This window comes from Sphingomonas eleionomae, from assembly GCF_049889035.1.
Classification (GTDB): domain Bacteria; phylum Pseudomonadota; class Alphaproteobacteria; order Sphingomonadales; family Sphingomonadaceae; genus Sphingomonas.
Genome location: NZ_JBLTWP010000002.1, coordinates 71711 through 90635, shown reverse-complemented (window position 1 = coordinate 90635; position 18925 = coordinate 71711). Strand labels below are relative to the sequence as shown.

Here is an 18925-nt window from a genome sequence, read left to right as displayed (position 1 = left end):
GTGCCGATCCCCGCCCCGCAACCTGACAACATTACGCGGAACGCGCTTCATTCTGTCATCTTTGGCAATTTGGTTGGTGTGGCCGGCGTGCGGACGGGATCGGAAAGAACCGCCATCGCCATGCGCAGATCGGGACGGGTGATCGTGCCGATCGGTCGCCCGCGATAATAGCGTGGCGTGGTGACGCCGTTGAGCGCCCGATCCATCGCCATTTCGAAGATGCGGTCATAGCCGATCGAAAGGGCGTTATCCCATGCGCGCACGAAGCTGGCCGCATCTGGCCGGGAACGCAGGGCATAGGCCGACTGGCGGCTGAGCCCGACCGCCCGTGCGGCGCGGCCCACCGTGCCCATTGCGGCAAGGGCGCGGATGAAGTCGTGCTGTCGCCGCGGCGTCCAGCCGGTGGCGCGGGGCGCCATGGCGACAGGGGTGAAGGCGAGAATGGCTTCATCCTCGACGGTGAGCGCGTTCGGATCCTGGGTCATTCGCCAGTCTGTGCAATGACGGACGCGCTGTAGGACAGCAAATTTTGCGGCCCCGTCCGGCGTTGCGGCAAAGAGCCGACACTCCATATATAGCGGATGCCCGATCCCCATATCATTGCCGCCATCGCCTGGGCCGTCATTCTGGGGGTGGGCGGCGGCGTTTTGACCACCATCGGACCATGGTACCGCAACCTCAGAAAGCCGAGTTTTCAGCCGCCGGACTGGCTGTTCGGTCCGGCATGGACGGTGATCCTGGGCCTGGCGGCATGGGCGGCGGTACTGGCATGGGACGGCGCGGGCGGCGATCCGGCGGGCCAGCGGGCGATCATCATCCTGTATGCCGTCAACTTTGTCGGCCATTTCCTGTGGTCGCCGCTGTTCTTTACCGTGAAGCGGCCCGACTGGGCGCTGATCGAGGTGGTGTTCCTGTGGGCATCGGTGCTGGCTTTGTGCATTGGCCTCCGCCCCTATTCCGAACTCGCAAGCTGGCTCATCGTGCCGTACCTGATCTGGGTCAGTTTTGCCGCGATCCTGAACGGTGCCATCGTGCGGCTGAACCGGCCATTCGGGCGCCCGGCATAGCGATCGGCGCAGCGACCATCACGGCCGGGTTGCGTTCGTGCGATCATGGCGAACGGCTGGTCGGGAAATGGCGGCGCGCAGGGAAATTTGCACTGATCGAAAAGGATAATCCCGGTTGGGATGACCTGTGGCAGCAGTGGTTCGCAACCGAGATAGCCGAGCCCCGTGTCAAGCATCGGGCGACGATGAGTAGAGGGGGCCAGAACGGGGGCGTTTGCTGGCGTGCGCGGGAAGGGGGATGCGGGGATTAACCCGATGGCTAGGGTTTTGGGTCACTACCTCGCCTGACATTCTTCCTTGCGGCAGGCTGGCATGGACGGGCTGAAGGTTTCCGGTGACACATCCGCGTTCGAGGTGGCGGCGGTGCTGGATGGTGCCGGGCGGCTGACCGAGGCATGTGCACGGGCGGCGCTGGCCCGCATGGAGGCGCATGGGCTGGTGATCCTGACCGGGCTGTTGTCCGACGCCGAGGCCGACCGTGCGGCCGGGCTGATCCGCGAGACGATCGACGATCCGGCGCGCAATCGCTGTGCGTTCGCCAGCCAGACGGACAACCGATATCGGCGGCGCGATTTCTGTTCGTTGCCCGCGACGCCCGGCGTCATGGGCTTTGCCGCCATGCTGGCCCGGCGGCTGGAGGAGGTGGTTTCCCACTATTGCGCGCCGGACCATCCGCTGCTCGAGGTGACGACGCTGACCAGCTATGCCGGATCATCGCACCAATATGTCCATCGCGATCCCAGCGGGGTCATCAGCCTGTTCGCGGCGGTGGAGGATGTGTCGGCGGCGCAGGGCGGCACGGTGTTCGTGCCGGGAACGCAGGTGTTTGCGGATGCGGCGAAAAAGCATGACGCGGCGGCCGAGGCGCAGATGGAGCTGGTCCGCGCGCGGTGGAATGTCCGCATCCTTTCCCATAACCTGAAAAAGCTGTGGGCGATGCGGAACGGCCGGGAGACGCCGCTGGCGCCGGGCGAGTTTCGCGACCGGGTGTTTTCGACGCACTGGGACGAGCATCAGCCCAATCTGCTCCGCTTTCTGATCGGCAAGAACCCGCTGTTCAGCGTGCGCACGCTGACGCCCGGCACGGTATGGCGGCTGATCCGGGAGGGGCGGGCGCTGGATGCGCGGTTTCCGGTGGTGGGCACCGCGCCGCGCAAGGGGACGGTGATCCTGTACCAAAGCGACATGCTGCATGCCGGGCCGGACAATCGCTCGGCCACGCCCCGGCGATTGTTCAGCATGAGCATCGCGCGTGAGGCGATGGACGAAAAGCGGTGGCACGCGGGCTATTCGCCGCACCCCGGCCTGATCGAACGGCCGACGTCGTTCGGGGACCTGCTGACGCTTGGGCAAGCGGCTGAGGGCGCGATGGCGGATTGATTGGGGCGCAACGGGCGCCGGTCGAAGAAAAGACCCTCACCCTTCTTCATCGCTGCGCGATGCTCCCTCCCTCTCCCGCTTGCGGGAGAGGGAAGGGGCCCGCCGCGCAGCTGTGGGAAGGGTGAGGGTTTTGGGCTGCTTCACCCTCTCCAAGCTGCGCTAGGCGCGTCGCGCCAAGCTTCGCTATCCTCCCCCGTCAAGGGGGAGGAGCCATTATCCGCCGTAGAGGGCGTCCAGCCGGTCGCCATAGGTCTGTTTCAGGACGTGGCGGCGGATTTTCAGGCTGGGGGTCAGCTGCTGGTTTTCGATGGCAAAGGGTTCGTCGGCGACGATGAAGCGGCGGACGCGCTCGATCACCGACAGGTCCCGGTTCACCCGTTCCACCGCCGCGCCCATCGCCTTCATGAACTCATGATGCTGGGCCAGCGCCTTGAAATTGCACGCGGTGGCGCTGCGCGCGCACCATTGCTGAACCCATTCAGGATCGGGGACCAGCACCGCGACCATATAGGGCTTGCGGTCGCCATAGATCATCGCCTGCAGGATTTCGGGTTGCAGGGTCAGCATCCCTTCGACCTTTTGCGGGGCGACATTGTCGCCCTTGTCGTTGACGATGATATCCTTTTTCCGGTCGGTGATCTTGATGCGGCCGCGATCGTCGATTTGGCCGATATCCCCGGTGTGGAGCCAGCCGTCCCTGAGGACGCGGGCCGTTTCCTCCTCGTTCCGCCAATAGCCGTGCATGACCAGTTCGCCGCGCACCAGGATCTCGCCATCCTCGGCGATGCGCACCTCGGTATTCTTGAGCGGCGGGCCGACCGTGTCGTGTTTCAGGCCGACAGAGGGGCGGTTGCACGAGATGACGGGCGCGGCCTCGGTCTGGCCATAGCCTTGCAGGAAGGTGAGGCCGAGCGCGTCGAAGAAGATGCCGATTTCCGGGTTGAGCGGCGCGCCGCCCGACACCATCGCCTTTAGCCGGCCGCCGAACCGCTGCGCGATCTTTGGCTTGAGCGTGCGGGAAAGGATGAGGTTCATCGGCTGATCGATGATCGGCACCCGGCCCGTGTTCGCCCGCTTGCCCCCGATCGAGACGGCGCGGTCGAGAAGGTAGGTGGACAGCTTGCCCTGTTTCTCGATCGCCTTGCTGATCCGCGTCCGCAGCACTTCGAACAGGCGGGGCACGACGACCATGATCGTGGGCCGCGTCTCCTCGATATTGCTGGCCAGCTTGTCCAGCCCCTCGGAGTAATAGATCTGCGCGCCGAGGCCGATGGGGAAATGCTGGCCGCCGGAATGTTCATAGGCGTGGGATAGCGGGAGGAAGGAGAGGAACACCTCTTCGTCCCAGCCGAAATCCTCGCTGATCACCGTCACGCACCCCTCCACATTGTGAAGGATCGCGCCGTGATGCTGGCACACGCCGCGCGGCGCGCCGCCGGTGCCGCTGGTATAGATGATGCAGGCCAGATCCTCGCGCTTGAGGTGCGCGGCAGCGGCGGCGGCATCCGCCGGCGTGGTCGGGTGAGCGTCGATCAGCCCCTGCCAGTGATGCTGTTCGAACGGGCCGGCCTGGCCACCGCGCAGATCCTCCATGGCGATCAGGTGGCGACAGGCATTGGAACGCAGCAGCGCGGGGATCAGCACCTTGGCCAGCTTGCCCGTCGAGACGATGGCGGCGGCGGCCCCGCTGTTTTCAACGATATGCTGATGATCGCGTTCGGTGTTGGTGACATAGGTCGGCACGGTGATGCAGCCCGCCGCCATGATCGCCAGATCGCTGATGCACCATTCCGGTCGGTTTTCGCTGACCAGCATCACGCGGTCGCCCGGTTTCAGGCCCAGCGCCTTTAGCCCGGCCGCGAGCGAGGCGACCTTGTCCGCCGCCTCTGCCCAGCTGGTCGGATGCCATTTGCCGCCATGCTTGGCCCAGAGAAACGGCTTGTCCCCCTGTTCACGGGCACGGGTGAAGAACAGGGTGACGAGATTGGGGAAATGTTCGAGCTGGCGCGCTGCTGCCACGGACGATCCTCTCTGAATGACCGGAGGGTTGTAGGCAGGCATTTGGCGGGCGGCAACGGGCGATGCTGGTTGCGCCGCAGCATGGCGCGGTTAAGGTATCGGCATGACGCCGATCCGCACCCTGTTCGCCCGGACCCTTGCCGCCATCGCCGCGATCGGCATGGCCAGTTCCTGCGCCCCGGTAGCGGACCAGCGACCTGCCCGGGCGGGGATGCCGGCGGCGCGGACCGACGCCTTTGTCATCGCGGCCAATCCGATCGCGGCCGAGGCGGGCATGGCGGTGCTGAAGCGCGGGGGCAGCGCGGTCGATGCGGCCATTGCGGTGCAGGCGATGCTGAGCCTGGTCGAGCCGCAAAGCTCGGGCGTCGGCGGCGGGGCGTTCATGACCTATTTCAATGCGGGCACCGGCGGGGTCGAGATTTTCGATGGCCGCGAGGTGGCGCCGGCGGGTGCCGATCCGGCGATGTTCATGGGCGCCGATGGCAAGCCGCTTGGCTATCGCGATGCGGTGGTCAGCGGGCGGGCGACGGGCGTGCCGGGGGCGGTGGCGATGCTGGCCATGGCGCATGGCGAGCATGGGCGGCTGCCCTGGGGCACGCTGTTCGGGGATGCCGAGCGGGTGGCGACCGACGGGTTCACGGTGACGCCGCGCCTCGGCCGGTTTCTGGGCGGCAGTTTCCCGCAGCTGCAGGTGGCGGATGCCCGCGCCTATTTCGGGGAAAGCGACGGGACGCTGGCCGATGTCGGCGATACGATCCGTAATCCCGCCTATGCCGCGTTCCTGAAGCGGCTGGCCGCGGATGGACCAAAGGCGCTGTATGCCGGGCCGACGGCGGAGCGGATCGTGGCGCGCACCACGGCGGGGCCGCTGGCCGGCACGATGACGATGGCGGACCTTTCCGCCTATCGCCCCGTCAAGCGGCAGGCGCTGTGCCGCCCCTATCGCGTCTGGAAAATCTGCGTGCCGCCGCCGCCGTCGAGCGGGGTGGGGCTGCTGCAGCTGTTCGCCATGCTGGAGCGGACGGACATCGCACGGCGCGGGCCGCAGGATGCGCAGGCCTGGTTCCTGTTCGCCGAGGCAAGCCGCCTGATGTACGCCGACCGGGACCGGTATGTCGGCGATGTGCCGGACGTACCGGTCGCCGGGCTGCTCGATCCGGCCTATGTCGCCGCGCGCGCTGCGCTGATCGGGGAGCGCGCAGGACCTGCGCCAGCGGCAGGGACGCCGCCGGGTGCGCCCAAACTGGCGATGGACCGGACGCTGGAGCCGGCGGGAACGTCGCATTTCATCGTCGGGGATGCGGCGGGCAATGTCGTGTCGATGACGACGACGGTGGAAAGCATCTTTGGCACCGGCCGGATGGTCGACGGGTTTTTCCTGAACAACCAGATGACCGATTTCAGCTTTTCGCCGACCGAGCCGGACGGACGACCGGCGGCCAATGCGGTTGGTGCGGGCAAGCGGCCGCGATCGTCGATGACGCCGCTGATCCTGCTGGACGCAGAGGGCCGGTTTGCGGGCGCGCTGGGATCGGCGGGGGGCAATGCCATCCTGGCCTATGTCGGCAAGTCGCTGGTGGCGGCGGCGGACTGGGGGCTGCCGATGCAGGAGGCGCTGGCGCTGCCCAATCTGGTGGCGCGCGGATCCAGCTTTAACGGCGAAGTGACGAAGTTCAGCCCCGATCTGCTGGCCGCGCTGAAGGCGAAGGGCGTCGACCTCAAGCCCGGACAGGGGGAAGATTCAGGGCTGCACGGCGTGATGATCCGCAAGGGGCGTGTCGATGGCGGGTTCGATCCCCGGCGCGAGGGCGTCGTGCTGGTGCTGCCGGCGGGTCAGGCGCGGTAGGTTCAGGCGCGATAGGTATCGTCATGCTGATGGGCGAACGCCTTCAGCATCGAAAAATTGCTCCAGTCCTTTGCCCAGGCCTTTTCATGGAAGAAATAGGCGATGGCGTTGCAGCACGGTTCGATCAGCGCGATGCCGCCCGCAATGGCGAACGATCCGGTGAAGGCATAGGCCACCGAAAATCCGATCGCGAGGTGGATGACCAGATAGGTCAGGGTCTTCATCAGATCGCGTGACACGTCGCTCACTCCCGGTACTGCGACTGGCCAACGGGTGGCCGGCCGCTTTGCTCCAGTGATTTGGGCGATGAGCGTTAATCGTTCAAACCGATTGATCCGGAGATACTGATCGAAACGGACAATCAGCCAAGGCCGCGGGCGATGCGCGCGGCCAGCCCTGGCCCGTGGAACAGCAGCGCCGAATAGAGCTGAACCAGTGTCGCGCCGGCATCCAGCCGTGCCTGCGCCTCTTCCGCCGAATCAATGCCACCGACCGAGATCAGCGGCAGTTGACCGCCGGTTGCCGATCGCGCCTCCGCCAGTTTGGCACGGGCCAGTTCGCGCAGCGGCGCGCCGGACAGGCCGCCCGCTTCGCCCGCCGCGCCCGATTGCAGCGTGTCCGGCCGGGTGACGGTGGTGTTGGACACGATCAACGCATCGACATGATGGTCGATGGCCGCGCGGACGATCCGGTCGATCAGGTCGCGGGGGCAATCCGGCGCGATTTTCAGGAACAGCGGGCGGCGCGTGCCATCGGCCAGGTGACGGGCGGCATCGCAGCGGGCGAGCAGATCGCCCAGCATCGGCTGTTCCTGAAGATCGCGCAGGCCCGGCGTGTTGGGCGAACTGATGTTGATGGTGACATAATCGCCATGGGCAGCGGCCGCAGCCACGCCGTATGCGTAATCCGCAATGCGATCGTCCGAATCCTTGTTCGCGCCGACATTGATGCCGACGATCCCCTGCCGCCGGGCGACCGACAGGCGCAGCAGCGCGGCGTCGAGGCCGGCATTGTTGAAGCCCATGCGATTGATCACCGCCTGATCCTCGGCCAGCCGGAACAGGCGCGGGCGGGGATTGCCCGCCTGGGGCCGCGGGGTCAGCGTTCCAACCTCGACAAAGCCGAAGCCGAGCGCGAGAAACCCGTCCACCGCCTCTGCATCCTTGTCCACCCCGGCGGCCAGGCCAACGGGGTTGGGAAAGGTAAGGCCAGCCAGCGTTACCGGATGCGCGGGCAGGGCCGGGGCGAGCGGCGCACCGACGCCGCCCCACAGGGCCAGCGCGCGGATTGTCAGGCGGTGTGCACGCTCCGGATCTAGGCGGAACAGCGCGGACTGGACAATCGGGTAGAGCATGCCTGGTCGATGGCACCGCGCCGGGCCAGCGTCAAATCGCATTGACGCACCGGCTTGTCGCTTTTGTCCAATACGTATTCCCCCTTAGCCGCTAGGCAATCTTTGCGACCCGAGGCGGCCCCTTGCGGGGGCGCCTGAACTTCGTCGGCTCGGCTCATTCGTGAGCCGGGCCGTTTTTTTGTCCGTTCCGGATGCTGTCATCGAACAAATCTCATTGAATATCCGGCACATGCTGGTCAAAGTCATTGGGGTTACGTGATGATGCGATAGCGCGAGGAAGCGGGGGCGCGGGGGGTCAATGCAACTGGATTTTGCGCTGCCGTCTGCCGAGGTCGCGCCGTTCGTTTCTGTTTTCTATCTGTTTCGCGATGATTCGCCGCAGTTCGAGGGGATCGAACGGGCCGATGTCGGTCAGATCCGGTTCATGTTGAAGGGGGAGGGCATGATGTCCTTTCCCGGCGGGCATGAGGAGCCGTCGACGCCGATCATGGTGAATGGTCCCGGCACCGGGGCATCCCCCTATCGCGTCAACGGGCCGTTCCATTGTTTCGGCGCATCGCTGCGCGCGGTCGGCTGGGGCAGCCTGGTCGGCATGTCGGCGGCCGAGCGTGCGGATCATGTGACCGACGGTGCGCTGCTGTTCGGCGAGGAGGGGCTGGCGCTGCTTGAACGGTTGCGGGGCATCGAGTCGCTGGCGGACATGGTGGCGCTGGTCGAGCCGTTCATCCTCAATCATGTGCGGCACAATCCCGTGCCCGACGATCACCGCCATCTGTGCGAGGTGGTTCGCCAGTGGCTGACGCAGCCGGGGCCGATCCGGGTTGCGGACCTGTTTGCCGTGCTGCCCATGTCGGAGCGGCAGGTGACGCGGCTGGTCAACCGATATTATGGCGGGCCGCCCAAGTTCCTGGAACGCAAGTTCCGCACCCTGCGCGCCGCGACAGAGATCGCCACCGGGCGGCCGCCGTCCGAGGTCGCCGTCCATTTTTATGACCAGTCGCACATGATCAACGAAATCCGGCATTTCACGGGACATACGCCGGGGTCGCTGGGCGCGCAGATGGACCCGGTGCTGGCGATCACGTTGCGCGAGGAGCGGTTCGGCGAACTCGCACCGCTGGTCTTTCCCAACGGCAGCGACTGAGCGGCCTTTTTCAGGTGACGCGCGGTTGACGAAGCGGGGCAAAGCGCCCATCTGCCTAATCGGAACGAATTGATCCGATTTGAGAACCACTCGCAAATGCGCCTGTCCGCCCAGTCCGATTATGCTGTCGTGATGCTTGCCGCCGCCGCCCGCCATTGCGGCGTTTCCGGCCGGTTGAACGCCACGATCCTGAGCGAGGAAACCGGCCTGCCGCTGCCGACGGTGCAAAAGCTGGTCAGCCGCCTGTCCTCTGCCGGGCTGATCGAAAGTACCCGCGGGACGGGCGGCGGGTTTCGCCTGTCGCGCCCGCCCGCCGCCATCACGCTGGCCGACATCATCGAGGCAATCGAAGGGCCGATCGCGATGACCGCATGTGTCGAACATGGCCGCAATGACTGCGCGGTCGAGGCCGAGTGCCGGGTCAGGCCGCACTGGCCAAGCGTCAACGGCGCCGTTCGCGGCGCACTGGCCGGGATCAGCTTGGCCACCCTTTCTTCCACGCCCGCATTGCAAGCGAACGGAATCTGAGCATGGCCACCAAGAATGCCGAGGCGATTGCCGCCGCAAACAAGAAGTATGAGTGGGGCTTTGCCACCGATGTCGAACAGGAATTCGCGCCCAAGGGGCTGAGTGAGGACACCGTCCGCTATATCAGCGCCAAGAAGAACGAGCCGGAATGGATGCTCGACTGGCGGCTGAAGGCGTTCCGGTTGTGGCAGACGATGGAGGCACCTGACTGGGCCAAGCTGAACGTGCCGCCGATCGATTATCAGGACGCATATTACTACGCCGAGCCGAAGCAGAAGAAGACGATTGCGTCGCTCGATGAGCTCGATCCGGAAATCCGGCGCACCTATGAAAAGCTGGGCATCCCGCTGGAGGAGCAGAAGGTGCTGGCCGGCGTCGAGGGCGCGCGCAAGATCGCGGTGGATGCCGTGTTCGACAGCGTGTCGGTGGCGACCACGTTCCGCAAGGAGCTGGAAGAGGCGGGCGTCATCTTTCGGTCGATCAGCGAGGCGATCCGGGAATATCCCGACCTGGTCCGCAAATGGCTGGGCAAGGTGGTGCCGCAGCATGACAATTATTTCGCGGCATTGAACTGCGCGGTCTTTTCGGACGGGACGTTTGTCTATTTGCCGGAGGGCGTGCGCTGCCCGATGGAGCTGAGCACCTATTTCCGGATCAATGCCGAGAATACCGGCCAGTTCGAGCGCACGCTGATCGTGGCCGACAAGGGCGCGTACGTCTCCTATCTGGAAGGCTGTACCGCGCCGATGCGCGACGAGAACCAGCTGCACGCCGCCGTGGTCGAGCTGGTCGCGCTGGATGATGCCGAGATCAAATATTCGACGGTGCAGAACTGGTATCCCGGCGACGAGAATGGCGTCGGCGGCATCTATAACTTCGTGACCAAGCGGGCGCTGTGTCAGGGCCGCAATTCCAAGGTGAGCTGGACGCAGGTCGAAACCGGCAGCGCGATCACCTGGAAATACCCCAGCTGCGTGCTGAACGGCGAGAACAGCGTCGGCGAATTTTATTCCGTCGCGGTGACCAACGGGCGGCAACAGGCCGATACCGGCACCAAGATGATCCACAACGGCAAGGGCACCCGATCGACCATCGTGTCCAAGGGGATCAGCGCGGGCCGCAGCGACAATACCTATCGCGGGCTGGTGCGCGTGGCGCCCGGCGCGGAGGGCGTGCGCAATTTCACCCAGTGCGATTCGCTGCTGCTGGGCGACCAGTGCGGTGCGCACACCGTCCCCTATATCGAGGTGCGCAACCCCAGCGCACAGATCGAGCATGAGGCGACGACCAGCAAGATCAGCGAGGATCAGCTGTTCTATGCCATGCAGCGCGGCCTGGATCAGGAGGCTGCCGTTGCGCTGATCGTCAACGGTTTTGCGCGCGAGGTGTTGCAGCAATTGCCGATGGAGTTCGCCGTCGAGGCGCAGAAGCTGCTCGGCATCTCGCTGGAAGGATCGGTGGGATGATGCTGTTGCCGCTGATCCTGCTGGCATCGGTTCAGGACGTTGCGCCGCCCGTCGATGACGGTGCGGACATCGTCGTCGTGGCCGAGCGGATCAAGCGGATCAAGCTGCGGCTGAGCCGCAAGGGCACTGTGCTGCGCAAATGCCGGGTGCGGCAATCCAGCGGCGATCCGGTGATCGACGAATTTGCGTGTCAGGCGGTGGCCGAATGCCTGGCCGAAGGGAACCGCAAGTCCGATCCGCTGGAAGCGTGCGTGACCAAGCGCACGGTCGCTTTCTACCGCGCGCGGCGGGCCGGGATGGCCCCGGTGGAGACGGCGCAATGATCGCGGCAATCCTTGCAGCAACGCTTGGCGGCGCAGCGATGCTGCAGGATGCTGCACCGCCGCCGGTCGATACCGGCGAGGACATCGTCGTCAGTGCCACGGTGGGCAAGATCGCGCTGGTGTTCGACAAGGGCGTCGATGGCCGGCTGCACAATTGCCGGGTGTTCGTATCGTCGGGTGTCCGGCGGCTGGATGCAAAGGCGTGCGGCAGCCTGCCCGATTGCGTGACGATCGAGGGCGGCGAGACATTCTGCGGCGACAAGATCGAGGGCCGGGTTGCCGCGGTGCCGAAGCCGGAGGTGATTCCCGCCCCCGGTCTTGCGATCGGCGCGATCCTGAAGCCGGAAGCCAAGCCCCTGCCCGCGACCGGCCCGGCGCTGCGCGAGGGCGAGGGCCAGTCGGCGGACCGGCTGGGCAAGCTGCCCCCGCCGCCGCGTCCCGCAACCGGCGCACCCGGCATCCAGATCGGGCCGGTGACGAATACGCAAGAACGGCCGGACGACCGGCTCAATCCTTTTGGACGAAGTGAGATCCCCAGTGCTGACGATCGATAACCTGCACGCCGAAATCGATGGCAAGGCCATTTTGAAGGGCCTGTCCCTGACCGTGAACGCGGGCGAGGTCCATGCGATCATGGGCCCGAACGGCGCGGGCAAATCCACGCTTGGCTATGTGCTGGGCGGCCGGCCGGGCTATGATGTGACCGAGGGATCGGTAACCTTTGCGGGCGCCGACCTGCTGGAACTGGAGCCGCATGAGCGGGCCGCCGCCGGGCTGTTCCTTGGGTTCCAATATCCGGTCGAGGTGCCCGGCGTATCCAACCTGCAATTCGTGCGCGAGGCGCTGAACGCGCAGCGCAAGGGGCGGGACGAGGCACCATTGTCGGGCGCGGAGTTCATCAAGCTGGCCCGCGCGCAGGCGCAGGCGATCGGGATGGACCCCGAAATGCTGAAGCGCCCGGTCAATGTCGGATTTTCCGGCGGCGAGAAGAAGCGCAACGAGATGGTGCAGATGGGGATCATCGACCCCCGGCTGGCCATCCTTGATGAAACCGACAGCGGCCTGGACATCGATGCGCTGAAGGCGGTGGGCGAGGGGATCAACCGCATCATGCGCCGGCCAGACAAGGCGGTGATCCTGATCACCCATTATCAGCGGCTGCTGGATTATGTTCAGCCCGATTTCGTGCATGTGCTGGCCGATGGCCGGATCGTCCGTTCGGGCGGGCCGGAACTGGCGCTGGAGCTGGAGCGCGAAGGCTATGCCGGAGTGGCGGCGTGACCGACGCGCTGACCCTGCCCACGCGCCGGGACGAAAGTTGGCGCTATGCCGATCTGGATGCGCTGGCCCGCGTCTGGCCGCTGGCCGATGCGCCGGAGCACATCGTGGTACCGGCGGGCGAGGCGCAGACGCTGCTGATCCCCGCGCTGACGCCGGTGGACGGCGTGGCGGTGCGCGCAATTCAGGCGGAACTGGGCGAGGGCGCGCGCCTGAACGTCCAGGCGCTGGTTTCCGGGTGCGATTATGGCCGCCTGTCGATCAGCGTGCGGCTGTCGCGGGGCAGCCATTTCGAACTGGGCGGCGCGATCCTGGGGTCGGGCGAACAGACGCTGGAAATCGTGACGGACGTCTATCACGTCGAGCCTGAGGCGACGAGCAATCAGACGGTGCGCAACGTCCTGTCCGGCCGGGCGACCGGCAGCTATATCGGCGCGGTGCGCGTGGCGCGCCATGCGCAGAAGACGGATGGCAGCCAGTCGGTGAAGTCGATGCTGCTCGACCGGACGGCAACGGCCAATGCGGTCCCGCAGCTGGAGATTTTTGCCGACGACGTGAAATGCGCGCATGGCGCGACGGTGGGCGAACTGGACAAGTCCGGCCTGTTCTACATGGCCGCGCGCGGCATTCCGCCTGAGGTTGCCAAGCGGCTGATGCTGCAGGCGTTCCTGGCCGAGGCATTTGCGGCGGCCGGTGATGCGGGCGAGGCGCTGGACGCGGCGGCGCAGGCGCAGCTGGAGGCGATGCTGTGAGCATTTTGACCGCGCCGCAGACGCTGGCCCTGCGCGGGGATTTCCCCGGTGTCGGCGACTGGCATTATCTGGATACGGCCGCGACGGCGCAAAAGCCGGGGCAGGTGATCGACGCGATCGCGCGCGCCTATGGCCCCGATTATGCGACGGTGCATCGCGGCGTCTATCGCCGGTCGGCGGACATGACGATCGCCTATGAGGCGGCGCGGGCGCGGGTGGCGCGGTTCATCGGTGCCGCCAGCCCGGACGAGTGCGTGTTCGTGCGCGGCGCGACCGAGGGGATCAACCTGGTCGCCCATGGCTGGGCGGCCAATGTGCTGAAGCCCGGCGACCGCATCCTGATTTCCGCGCTGGAGCATCACAGCAACATCGTGCCGTGGCAGATGGTGGCGGAGCGGACGGGCGCAGCGATCGATGTGGTGCCGTTGACCACCGATCATGCCATCGACCTGGACGCGATGGCGGCGATGATCCGGCCGGAGCATCGCATCGTCGCGCTGGCCCATGTGTCCAACGTGACCGGCGCCGTGCTGGACGCGGCCCGTGCGGCAGAGATTGCCCATTCGGTCGGTGCAAAGCTGCTGCTGGACGGGTGTCAGGCCGCGCCGCGGCTGGCGCTGGACGTGGGGGCGCTGGATTGCGATTTCTATGTCCTGTCCGGGCACAAGCTGTACGGCCCGACGGGCATCGGCGTGCTGTGGGGCAGGGCCGAACTGCTGGATGCGATGCAGCCCATGCAGGGCGGCGGCGCGATGATCGACAAGGTGACGTTCCAGCGTACCACCTATGCCCCGCCGCCGGGCCGGTTCGAGGCGGGGACGCCGCATATCGTCGGCGTGGTCGGCCTGCACGCCGCGATCGATTATGTGGACGCTCTAGGGCTGGACCGCATCCACGCGCATGAGGCGGCGCTGGTGACGGCGACGCGGGAGGCGCTGGGCCAGATCAATTCGGTGCGGCTGTTCGGCCCCGCCGATGCGGCGGGCATCGTGAGTTTCGAGGTTCAGGGCGTGCATCCGCACGATGTCGGCACGATCCTGGACGAAGAAGGCGTGGCGATCCGCGCGGGTCATCATTGCGCCCAGCCGCTGATGGACCTGCTGAATGTGCCGGCGACGGCGCGGGCCAGCTTTGGCCTGTACAACGATGCGGACGATGTGGCTGCGCTGGTGCGCGGCATCGAGCGCGTGACCAGGATTTTTGGATAGGAATCGCGGGATGAACGAGGAACGGCCAATCGCAATCGAGGAAGTCGACGCCGTCGCGACGCCGCCCAAGGCGCGCGTGGACGATGCCGCCGTGGAGAGCCCGCGCGACACATTCGAGCGCAAGCGCGACTATCTGGACGGATTTCTGAACCAGAAGCCGGTTGCAGCAAGCGGCAATGAGCCGGGCGGCGCATTGTACGAGGCAGTGATCGAGGCGCTGAAGGAAATCTATGACCCCGAAATCCCGGTCAACATCTATGACCTGGGCCTGATCTATAATGTCGAGATCGCCGAGGGCGGCCATGTCGTGGTGACGATGACGCTGACCACGCCGCATTGCCCGGTTGCCGAATCCATGCCGGGCGAGGTCGAACTGCGCGTCTGTGCGGTGCCGGGCGTGTCGATGGCGGACGTCAATCTGGTCTGGGACCCGGCATGGGATCCGGGCAAGATGAGTGACGAGGCGCGGCTCGAACTGGGGATGCTGTGATGACCATGACCACTACCCGTCAGCGGCCCGCCGCCGTCATCCTGACCCAGCGGGCAGAGGCGCGCATCGCGGAATTGATGGGCCGCGCGCCGGAAGGGGCGATCGGGGTCAAGCTGTCGACGCCGCGTCGCGGCTGTTCGGGCCTGGCCTATTCGGTCGATTACGTGACCGCCGCCAATCCGATGGACGAACGGATCGAAACGCCGGGCGGCACCTTTTTCGTCGATGGCGGATCCGTCCTGTACCTGATCGGATCGACGATGGACTGGGTGGAGGACGATTTCACCGCCGGGTTCGTGTTCAACAATCCCAACGCCAAGGGCGCATGCGGATGCGGCGAGAGCTTTACCGTCTGACGGTGCCGCCTTCGACCAGCGTTTTCAGCCGGTCCAGCCCGGCGATCCAGTCGGCCTCTCGCGCATCGCGGGTCGCCTGATCGGCAAACGGCCGTTCGGTCAGCGTCAGTTCGACCTCGTCGCCCAGCGGCCAGAATTGCAGCGTCAGCGTGCGGGCCGGCGTACCGTCCAGTTCCAGGATCAGGGCATCGCGGGCCAGCACGTCGCGAAACCGGCCGCGATCCGCCTTTTCCCCCTCGCGCGCGCTGTAGGTGACGACGACGAACGGCCCGCCGGGGCGCGCGACGATTTCGGCGATCATCACCCGCTGTTCCGGCGTCGACCACCAATGGGCCAGCATCGGCGCATCGGTCCATGCCGCCATCAGCCGGTCGATATCGGTGCGAAACCGGCGCAGCAGCGTGATGCGGATCGCCGGCGGCACCCCCTATCGTCCGCCAGCGCGGCTGGCCGGGCAGCGATCGATGGGGGGAATGGGCAGTGCCGACGTCATGCCGCACTATCCCTTCGCAGCCGCACAAAATCAAGGGTGCGGCGCAGCATGATCGGGCGGGGATGCAAGGGGGTCCGCCCGGTGCGGGCAGGGGCGGGAGAATCGCGGAAACTTCGTGCAATTACAAGACTTGTTCCGCGACTCGCGGTGATTCACAGTCCGGGTCGCACCAGGCAGGTGCATCTAGGCTTCAACTAGCGAAAGGAGGTGATCCGATGTCTCATGGTTCAGCAATGGGGTCGGTTCAGTTCGTTCGGGAGACGCGCCGCTAAGCACCGGACCACGGACGGAAGCCCTCCGTCCGCGGGGCAGCCGGGGGGTATCCTCCCCCAATCAACGGTTGCCGGTCCGATCAAGCGGTCCGCATGGTCTCCCGGGCTGGAGCTCTCCGGCCGCTGACCATGTCGGAGGTCGCCGGATGCCTTGTCGCAAGGCTCCGGCGGCCTCTTTCATTTCGGGGACATGGCCGCCCCTTTCGCTTACAGCAGATACACCACGACATAGCGCGCGATCAGCAGCAGCATGACGATGCGCGCTGCGCCAGGGCCGCGGACCATCATCGCGGCCCCGATCAGCAGCGCCAGCACGATTGTCAGCGCGACCGCAAGCGGCCGGTATAGCGCCGGCGCCAGTGCGGGCGTGACGAGATAGAACAGGATCTGTGCCGCGAGCAGCACCAGCATGGCCCCCAGCACGATGCGGCGGACGCGGAAGAAATGCTGATCAAGGTCGGGCGTGCCGTCCGCATCGCCCGGAAACACCAGATGCGCGGCCAGATAATAGACGCCGGCAAACAGCGTCACGAACATCAGCGTTTCGCCGGTCACCGCAATCGACCCGCGCACGAACCACGCCGCCGACCAGAAGGACAGTAGGTCGAGCAGCACAAAGATGGCGAGCAGCGGGGTCAGCCAGCCGATGCGGAACGCACCGCCCGGGCGCAGCCGCCGTTCGATCGTCCGGGCAAGGCCGCCCAGCAGTTCGGCCAGCGACAGGCCGAGCAACAGGCCGTACAGCGAAAAGACGAATTCGAAATCGCTCATTCAGCAGCCCCCGTTGCCGATCCGGTTGGGGCTGTAGCAATGCGGGCGGAACCGGAACAGCCTTGCCCCGGTTGTGGCGGGAACCCATCAAGGATGCCATGCCCGAAACCGCCATTCCCGCCGCGACCCTGATCCTGTTCCGCGAAGATGCGGGCGGGCCGCCGGAACTGTTGTTTGTCGAGCGATCGCGCATGATGCGCTTTGCCGGCGGGGCGATCGTGTTTCCGGGCGGGCGCGTCGATGCGGCCGATCATGGGCTGGCCGAAACCGGCGGCGGCCCCGATGACTGGGAAGAGGCGGCGCGGATTGCGGCAATCCGTGAATGCGTCGAGGAGGCGGGGGTGGCGGCCGGGATCGAGCCGGCGGATGCGGCAACGGTCGCGGCGATCCGCCATGCGCTGAACCATGGCAGTGCGATGGGTGATGCACTGGCGGCGGCCGATGCGGCGCTGCGTCTGGATGCCCTGGTCCCCTATGCCCGCTGGCGGCCGGATTTCGACCATGCGCGCAGTTTCGACACGCGGTTCTATCTGGCGAAGCTGCCCGCCGATGCGCCGGAAGCGGTCGTTGATGCGACCGAGAATGTCCGCACGTTCTGGGCGACGGCGGCCGAGGTGCTGGCGTTGGCGGAGCGGGGAGAGGCGCGGCTGATCTTTCCCACGCGCTGCACGCTGGAGCGGCTGGCGACGCATGACGGGTTCGATGCGGCGGCGGCGGCTGCGCGGGCGTTTCCCGTGCGAACCATCACGCCGTGGATCGAGCAGCGGGACGGGGCGGACTGGATCACGATTCCCGGCGACCTGGGCTATCCCGTGACGGCACTGCCGCTGGCGGCGGCGGCGCGGCAATGAGGACGGTGCGACGGACGCTGGGCGCGGTCACGCTGATCGCCATCCTGCTGGCGGGCGCGCTGCTGCTGTATGCCGCCGCGCGAAAGCGGCCGCAGGACATGCCGTGGACCGAGCTGGACCTGAGCCAGCCGGTCGGCCTGTTCACCGGGCGCAAGCTGACCGCGCTGACCAGCGATTATCCGGCGTGCCGCGGCCTGCTGGACCGGGCGGGCGTTCGGTTCGAATCCCTGCCGCCGGTAAGCGATGGCCAGTGCGGCTATGCCGATGCGGTGCGGCTGGCCGATGGCGGGGCGCGGAGCATCGACCTGACCCCCCAGCGGGTCGGCATGGCCTGTCCGGTGGCGGCGGCACTGATGCTGTGGGAATGGCAGGTGCTGCAACCGGCGGCGCGGCGGCATTTCGGGCCGGGCGTGCGGGTGTCGCGCATCGACCATTTCGGCAGTTACAGCTGTCGCCGGATGTATGGCCGCAGCGAAGGCGCGTTCAGCGAACATTCGACGGCGGACGCGCTGGACGTTGCCGGGTTCGTCCTGTCCGACGGGACGCGCATCCGGCTGATCAACGACTGGCAGGACGATGGCGCAAAGGGCGCGTTCCTGCGCGAGGTGCGGGACGGGGCGTGCGATCTGTTCGCGACAGTGCTGTCCCCCGATTACAATGCGGCCCATGCCGACCACTTCCATCTGGATCAGGCAGAGCGCGGCGCGATGGGATGGCGGGCCTGTCGCTGACCGACAGGCCGCGCCAACGGGTCAGTTGGGCAGGGCGTTGTGATCGACCTTTTCCACCCAGGCGGGGAAAAAGGCCGGCTGGCGCGTCGACCAGCCGCTGGCCGTCGCTGCCGCCTCGCTGATCGATTGCAGCAGCTTGCGCCGCAGATCGGGGTGAAGCTGGGGCAATGCCGCCGCCGAACAGAAGGCAGCGGGCAGCCATGGCCGGGATTCGGCGCCGATCAGCCGTTCATACAGAAAGCGATAGGCCGAAAAGCTGGAAAGCCGCCCCTGTCCCAGGTCAAAGGCCGACATGGAGATCAGCGGGGCCATGAACGGTTCGACGGCATCAAGGCCGCTGTCATCCGGGACAATTGCGCGCAGATCGGGCAGTCGGTCGTAAATGCGGGCCTGGGCACGGATGCTGGCCGCTTCCACCACATCGCGCGACCAGCGCGACAGGGCGTCGTCGCGGTCCAGCCCGATATCCAGCGACCGCCGGATATACCGCTGCGTCGCTGCGGCAAATCCCGCAAATTCCTTCATTTCCGCCAGCGTCATTGCACCTTGTGCCGGCTTTGACCTGCTTGCCATCTCCCAGCTCCTACCCACCCCGG

22 protein-coding genes are annotated in these 18925 nt (G+C 66.4%); 15 read left to right on the top strand and 7 right to left on the bottom strand.

Translation table 11 applies throughout. From position 1 onward, the window contains the following. Positions 1-47: 47 nt before the first annotated feature. Positions 48-485: a hypothetical protein gene (locus ACNI3Q_RS04635; protein ID WP_426274388.1), complete on the bottom strand. Its 438-nt coding sequence runs from the start codon at positions 483-485 to the stop codon at positions 48-50. Positions 486-581: 96 nt separating this feature from the next. Here ACNI3Q_RS04635 and ACNI3Q_RS04630 point away from each other — a divergent pair, with 96 nt between their 5' ends. After that, positions 582-1067 (top strand): TspO/MBR family protein, encoded by a 486-nt coding sequence (locus tag ACNI3Q_RS04630; protein WP_426274386.1) that lies wholly within the window; start codon positions 582-584, stop codon positions 1065-1067. 312 nt (positions 1068-1379) lie between these two features. Further along, positions 1380-2447 (top strand): phytanoyl-CoA dioxygenase family protein, encoded by a 1068-nt coding sequence (locus ACNI3Q_RS04625; RefSeq protein WP_426274384.1) that lies wholly within the window; start codon positions 1380-1382, stop codon positions 2445-2447. Positions 2448-2660: 213 nt separating this feature from the next. On the opposite strand, the gene ACNI3Q_RS04620 is transcribed toward ACNI3Q_RS04625, so the two are convergent. After that, a complete protein-coding gene (locus tag ACNI3Q_RS04620) occupies positions 2661-4508 on the bottom strand; it encodes an AMP-dependent synthetase/ligase (protein WP_426274382.1) in 1848 nt (615 codons plus the stop codon). Positions 4509-4569: 61 nt separating this feature from the next. Between ACNI3Q_RS04620 and ACNI3Q_RS04615 the strand changes: the two genes are divergently transcribed. Next, positions 4570-6312 (top strand): gamma-glutamyltransferase family protein, encoded by a 1743-nt coding sequence (locus tag ACNI3Q_RS04615; RefSeq protein ID WP_426274380.1) that lies wholly within the window; start codon positions 4570-4572, stop codon positions 6310-6312. A gap of 2 nt (positions 6313-6314) precedes the next feature. Here ACNI3Q_RS04615 and ACNI3Q_RS04610 read toward each other — a convergent pair whose 3' ends face one another. Both ACNI3Q_RS04610 and ACNI3Q_RS04605 read right to left on the bottom strand, forming a co-directional pair. Further along, a complete protein-coding gene (locus ACNI3Q_RS04610; RefSeq protein ID WP_260020528.1) occupies positions 6315-6551 on the bottom strand; it encodes a DUF2061 domain-containing protein in 237 nt (78 codons plus the stop codon). A gap of 122 nt (positions 6552-6673) precedes the next feature. Then, positions 6674-7666 (bottom strand): quinone-dependent dihydroorotate dehydrogenase, encoded by a 993-nt coding sequence (locus ACNI3Q_RS04605; RefSeq protein WP_426274379.1) that lies wholly within the window; start codon positions 7664-7666, stop codon positions 6674-6676. A 298-nt stretch (positions 7667-7964) separates the two neighbouring features. Here ACNI3Q_RS04605 and ACNI3Q_RS04600 point away from each other — a divergent pair, with 298 nt between their 5' ends. The 10 genes from ACNI3Q_RS04600 (at position 7965) to ACNI3Q_RS04555 (ending at position 15211) form a co-directional block, all read left to right on the top strand. Then, positions 7965-8810, top strand: coding sequence for an AraC family transcriptional regulator (locus ACNI3Q_RS04600; RefSeq protein ID WP_426274378.1), 846 nt, complete (start codon positions 7965-7967; stop codon positions 8808-8810). A gap of 96 nt (positions 8811-8906) precedes the next feature. Next, on the top strand, positions 8907-9338 hold the full coding sequence (locus ACNI3Q_RS04595) for an RrF2 family transcriptional regulator (protein WP_426274377.1): 432 nt from the start codon (positions 8907-8909) through the stop codon (positions 9336-9338). Positions 9339-9340: 2 nt separating this feature from the next. Continuing rightward, on the top strand, positions 9341-10804 hold the full coding sequence (gene sufB, locus ACNI3Q_RS04590; protein ID WP_426274375.1) for a Fe-S cluster assembly protein SufB: 1464 nt from the start codon (positions 9341-9343) through the stop codon (positions 10802-10804). Next, positions 10801-11127, top strand: coding sequence for a hypothetical protein (locus tag ACNI3Q_RS04585; RefSeq protein WP_426274373.1), 327 nt, complete (start codon positions 10801-10803; stop codon positions 11125-11127). The genes sufB and ACNI3Q_RS04585 overlap by 4 nt, the downstream gene beginning before the upstream one ends. Continuing rightward, positions 11124-11681, top strand: a complete 558-nt coding sequence (locus ACNI3Q_RS04580) for a hypothetical protein (RefSeq protein WP_426274371.1) — start codon at positions 11124-11126, stop codon at positions 11679-11681. The genes ACNI3Q_RS04585 and ACNI3Q_RS04580 overlap by 4 nt, the downstream gene beginning before the upstream one ends. Continuing rightward, on the top strand, positions 11665-12408 hold the full coding sequence (gene sufC, locus ACNI3Q_RS04575; RefSeq protein ID WP_426274369.1) for a Fe-S cluster assembly ATPase SufC: 744 nt from the start codon (positions 11665-11667) through the stop codon (positions 12406-12408). The genes ACNI3Q_RS04580 and sufC overlap by 17 nt, the downstream gene beginning before the upstream one ends. Beyond that, complete coding sequence (locus ACNI3Q_RS04570; protein ID WP_426274367.1) at positions 12405-13157, top strand: SufB/SufD family protein; 753 nt, start codon at positions 12405-12407, stop codon at positions 13155-13157. The genes sufC and ACNI3Q_RS04570 overlap by 4 nt, the downstream gene beginning before the upstream one ends. After that, complete coding sequence (locus tag ACNI3Q_RS04565; protein WP_426274365.1) at positions 13154-14365, top strand: cysteine desulfurase; 1212 nt, start codon at positions 13154-13156, stop codon at positions 14363-14365. Before ACNI3Q_RS04570 ends, ACNI3Q_RS04565 begins: the two co-directional genes overlap by 4 nt. Positions 14366-14375: 10 nt before the next feature. Continuing rightward, positions 14376-14855, top strand: a complete 480-nt coding sequence (locus ACNI3Q_RS04560; protein ID WP_426274363.1) for an SUF system Fe-S cluster assembly protein — start codon at positions 14376-14378, stop codon at positions 14853-14855. Further along, the gene (locus tag ACNI3Q_RS04555; RefSeq protein ID WP_426274361.1) at positions 14855-15211 is read left to right on the top strand and encodes a HesB/IscA family protein; all 357 of its coding nucleotides are present in this window, start codon (positions 14855-14857) and stop codon (positions 15209-15211) included. The genes ACNI3Q_RS04560 and ACNI3Q_RS04555 overlap by 1 nt, the downstream gene beginning before the upstream one ends. On the opposite strand, the gene ACNI3Q_RS04550 is transcribed toward ACNI3Q_RS04555, so the two are convergent. Both ACNI3Q_RS04550 and ACNI3Q_RS04545 read right to left on the bottom strand, forming a co-directional pair. After that, entirely contained in the window at positions 15201-15635 is a 435-nt protein-coding gene (locus ACNI3Q_RS04550; RefSeq protein ID WP_426274359.1) for an SRPBCC family protein, read from the bottom strand. The two genes, ACNI3Q_RS04555 and ACNI3Q_RS04550, sit on opposite strands and share 11 nt — an antisense overlap. Positions 15636-16183: 548 nt before the next feature. Beyond that, positions 16184-16747 carry a hypothetical protein gene (locus tag ACNI3Q_RS04545; RefSeq protein WP_426274357.1) on the bottom strand — a complete coding sequence of 188 codons (564 nt, stop codon included), beginning with the start codon at positions 16745-16747 and terminating at the stop codon, positions 16184-16186. 98 nt (positions 16748-16845) lie between these two features. Here ACNI3Q_RS04545 and ACNI3Q_RS04540 point away from each other — a divergent pair, with 98 nt between their 5' ends. Both ACNI3Q_RS04540 and ACNI3Q_RS04535 read left to right on the top strand, forming a co-directional pair. Continuing rightward, entirely contained in the window at positions 16846-17598 is a 753-nt protein-coding gene (locus ACNI3Q_RS04540) for an NUDIX hydrolase (protein ID WP_426274355.1), read from the top strand. Beyond that, entirely contained in the window at positions 17595-18329 is a 735-nt protein-coding gene (locus tag ACNI3Q_RS04535) for an extensin-like domain-containing protein (protein WP_426274353.1), read from the top strand. The genes ACNI3Q_RS04540 and ACNI3Q_RS04535 overlap by 4 nt, the downstream gene beginning before the upstream one ends. 21 nt (positions 18330-18350) lie before the next feature. Here ACNI3Q_RS04535 and ACNI3Q_RS04530 read toward each other — a convergent pair whose 3' ends face one another. Then, on the bottom strand, positions 18351-18902 hold the full coding sequence (locus ACNI3Q_RS04530) for a hypothetical protein (protein WP_260020513.1): 552 nt from the start codon (positions 18900-18902) through the stop codon (positions 18351-18353). Positions 18903-18925 lie beyond the last annotated feature (23 nt).

Bases quoted from the DNA above. Each gene is read 5' to 3' on its own strand.
- ACNI3Q_RS04580 (WP_426274371.1), top strand. From the start codon at position 11,124: ATGATCGCGGCAATCCTTGCAGCAACGCTTGGCGGCGCAGCGATGCTG.
- ACNI3Q_RS04535 (WP_426274353.1), top strand. From the start codon at position 17,595: ATGAGGACGGTGCGACGGACGCTGGGCGCGGTCACGCTGATCGCCATC.
- ACNI3Q_RS04615 (WP_426274380.1), top strand. From the start codon at position 4,570: ATGACGCCGATCCGCACCCTGTTCGCCCGGACCCTTGCCGCCATCGCC.
- ACNI3Q_RS04545 (WP_426274357.1), bottom strand. From the start codon at position 16,747: ATGAGCGATTTCGAATTCGTCTTTTCGCTGTACGGCCTGTTGCTCGGC.
- ACNI3Q_RS04560 (WP_426274363.1), top strand. From the start codon at position 14,376: ATGAACGAGGAACGGCCAATCGCAATCGAGGAAGTCGACGCCGTCGCG.
- ACNI3Q_RS04600 (WP_426274378.1), top strand. From the start codon at position 7,965: ATGCAACTGGATTTTGCGCTGCCGTCTGCCGAGGTCGCGCCGTTCGTT.
- ACNI3Q_RS04595 (WP_426274377.1), top strand. From the start codon at position 8,907: ATGCGCCTGTCCGCCCAGTCCGATTATGCTGTCGTGATGCTTGCCGCC.
- ACNI3Q_RS04635 (WP_426274388.1), bottom strand. From the start codon at position 485: ATGACCCAGGATCCGAACGCGCTCACCGTCGAGGATGAAGCCATTCTC.
- ACNI3Q_RS04630 (WP_426274386.1), top strand. From the start codon at position 582: ATGCCCGATCCCCATATCATTGCCGCCATCGCCTGGGCCGTCATTCTG.
- ACNI3Q_RS04530 (WP_260020513.1), bottom strand. From the start codon at position 18,902: ATGGCAAGCAGGTCAAAGCCGGCACAAGGTGCAATGACGCTGGCGGAA.
- ACNI3Q_RS04620 (WP_426274382.1), bottom strand. From the start codon at position 4,508: ATGCCTGCCTACAACCCTCCGGTCATTCAGAGAGGATCGTCCGTGGCA.
- ACNI3Q_RS04625 (WP_426274384.1), top strand. From the start codon at position 1,380: ATGGACGGGCTGAAGGTTTCCGGTGACACATCCGCGTTCGAGGTGGCG.
- sufB (WP_426274375.1), top strand. From the start codon at position 9,341: ATGGCCACCAAGAATGCCGAGGCGATTGCCGCCGCAAACAAGAAGTAT.
- ACNI3Q_RS04540 (WP_426274355.1), top strand. From the start codon at position 16,846: ATGCCCGAAACCGCCATTCCCGCCGCGACCCTGATCCTGTTCCGCGAA.
- ACNI3Q_RS04605 (WP_426274379.1), bottom strand. From the start codon at position 7,666: ATGCTCTACCCGATTGTCCAGTCCGCGCTGTTCCGCCTAGATCCGGAG.
- ACNI3Q_RS04555 (WP_426274361.1), top strand. From the start codon at position 14,855: ATGACCATGACCACTACCCGTCAGCGGCCCGCCGCCGTCATCCTGACC.
- ACNI3Q_RS04585 (WP_426274373.1), top strand. From the start codon at position 10,801: ATGATGCTGTTGCCGCTGATCCTGCTGGCATCGGTTCAGGACGTTGCG.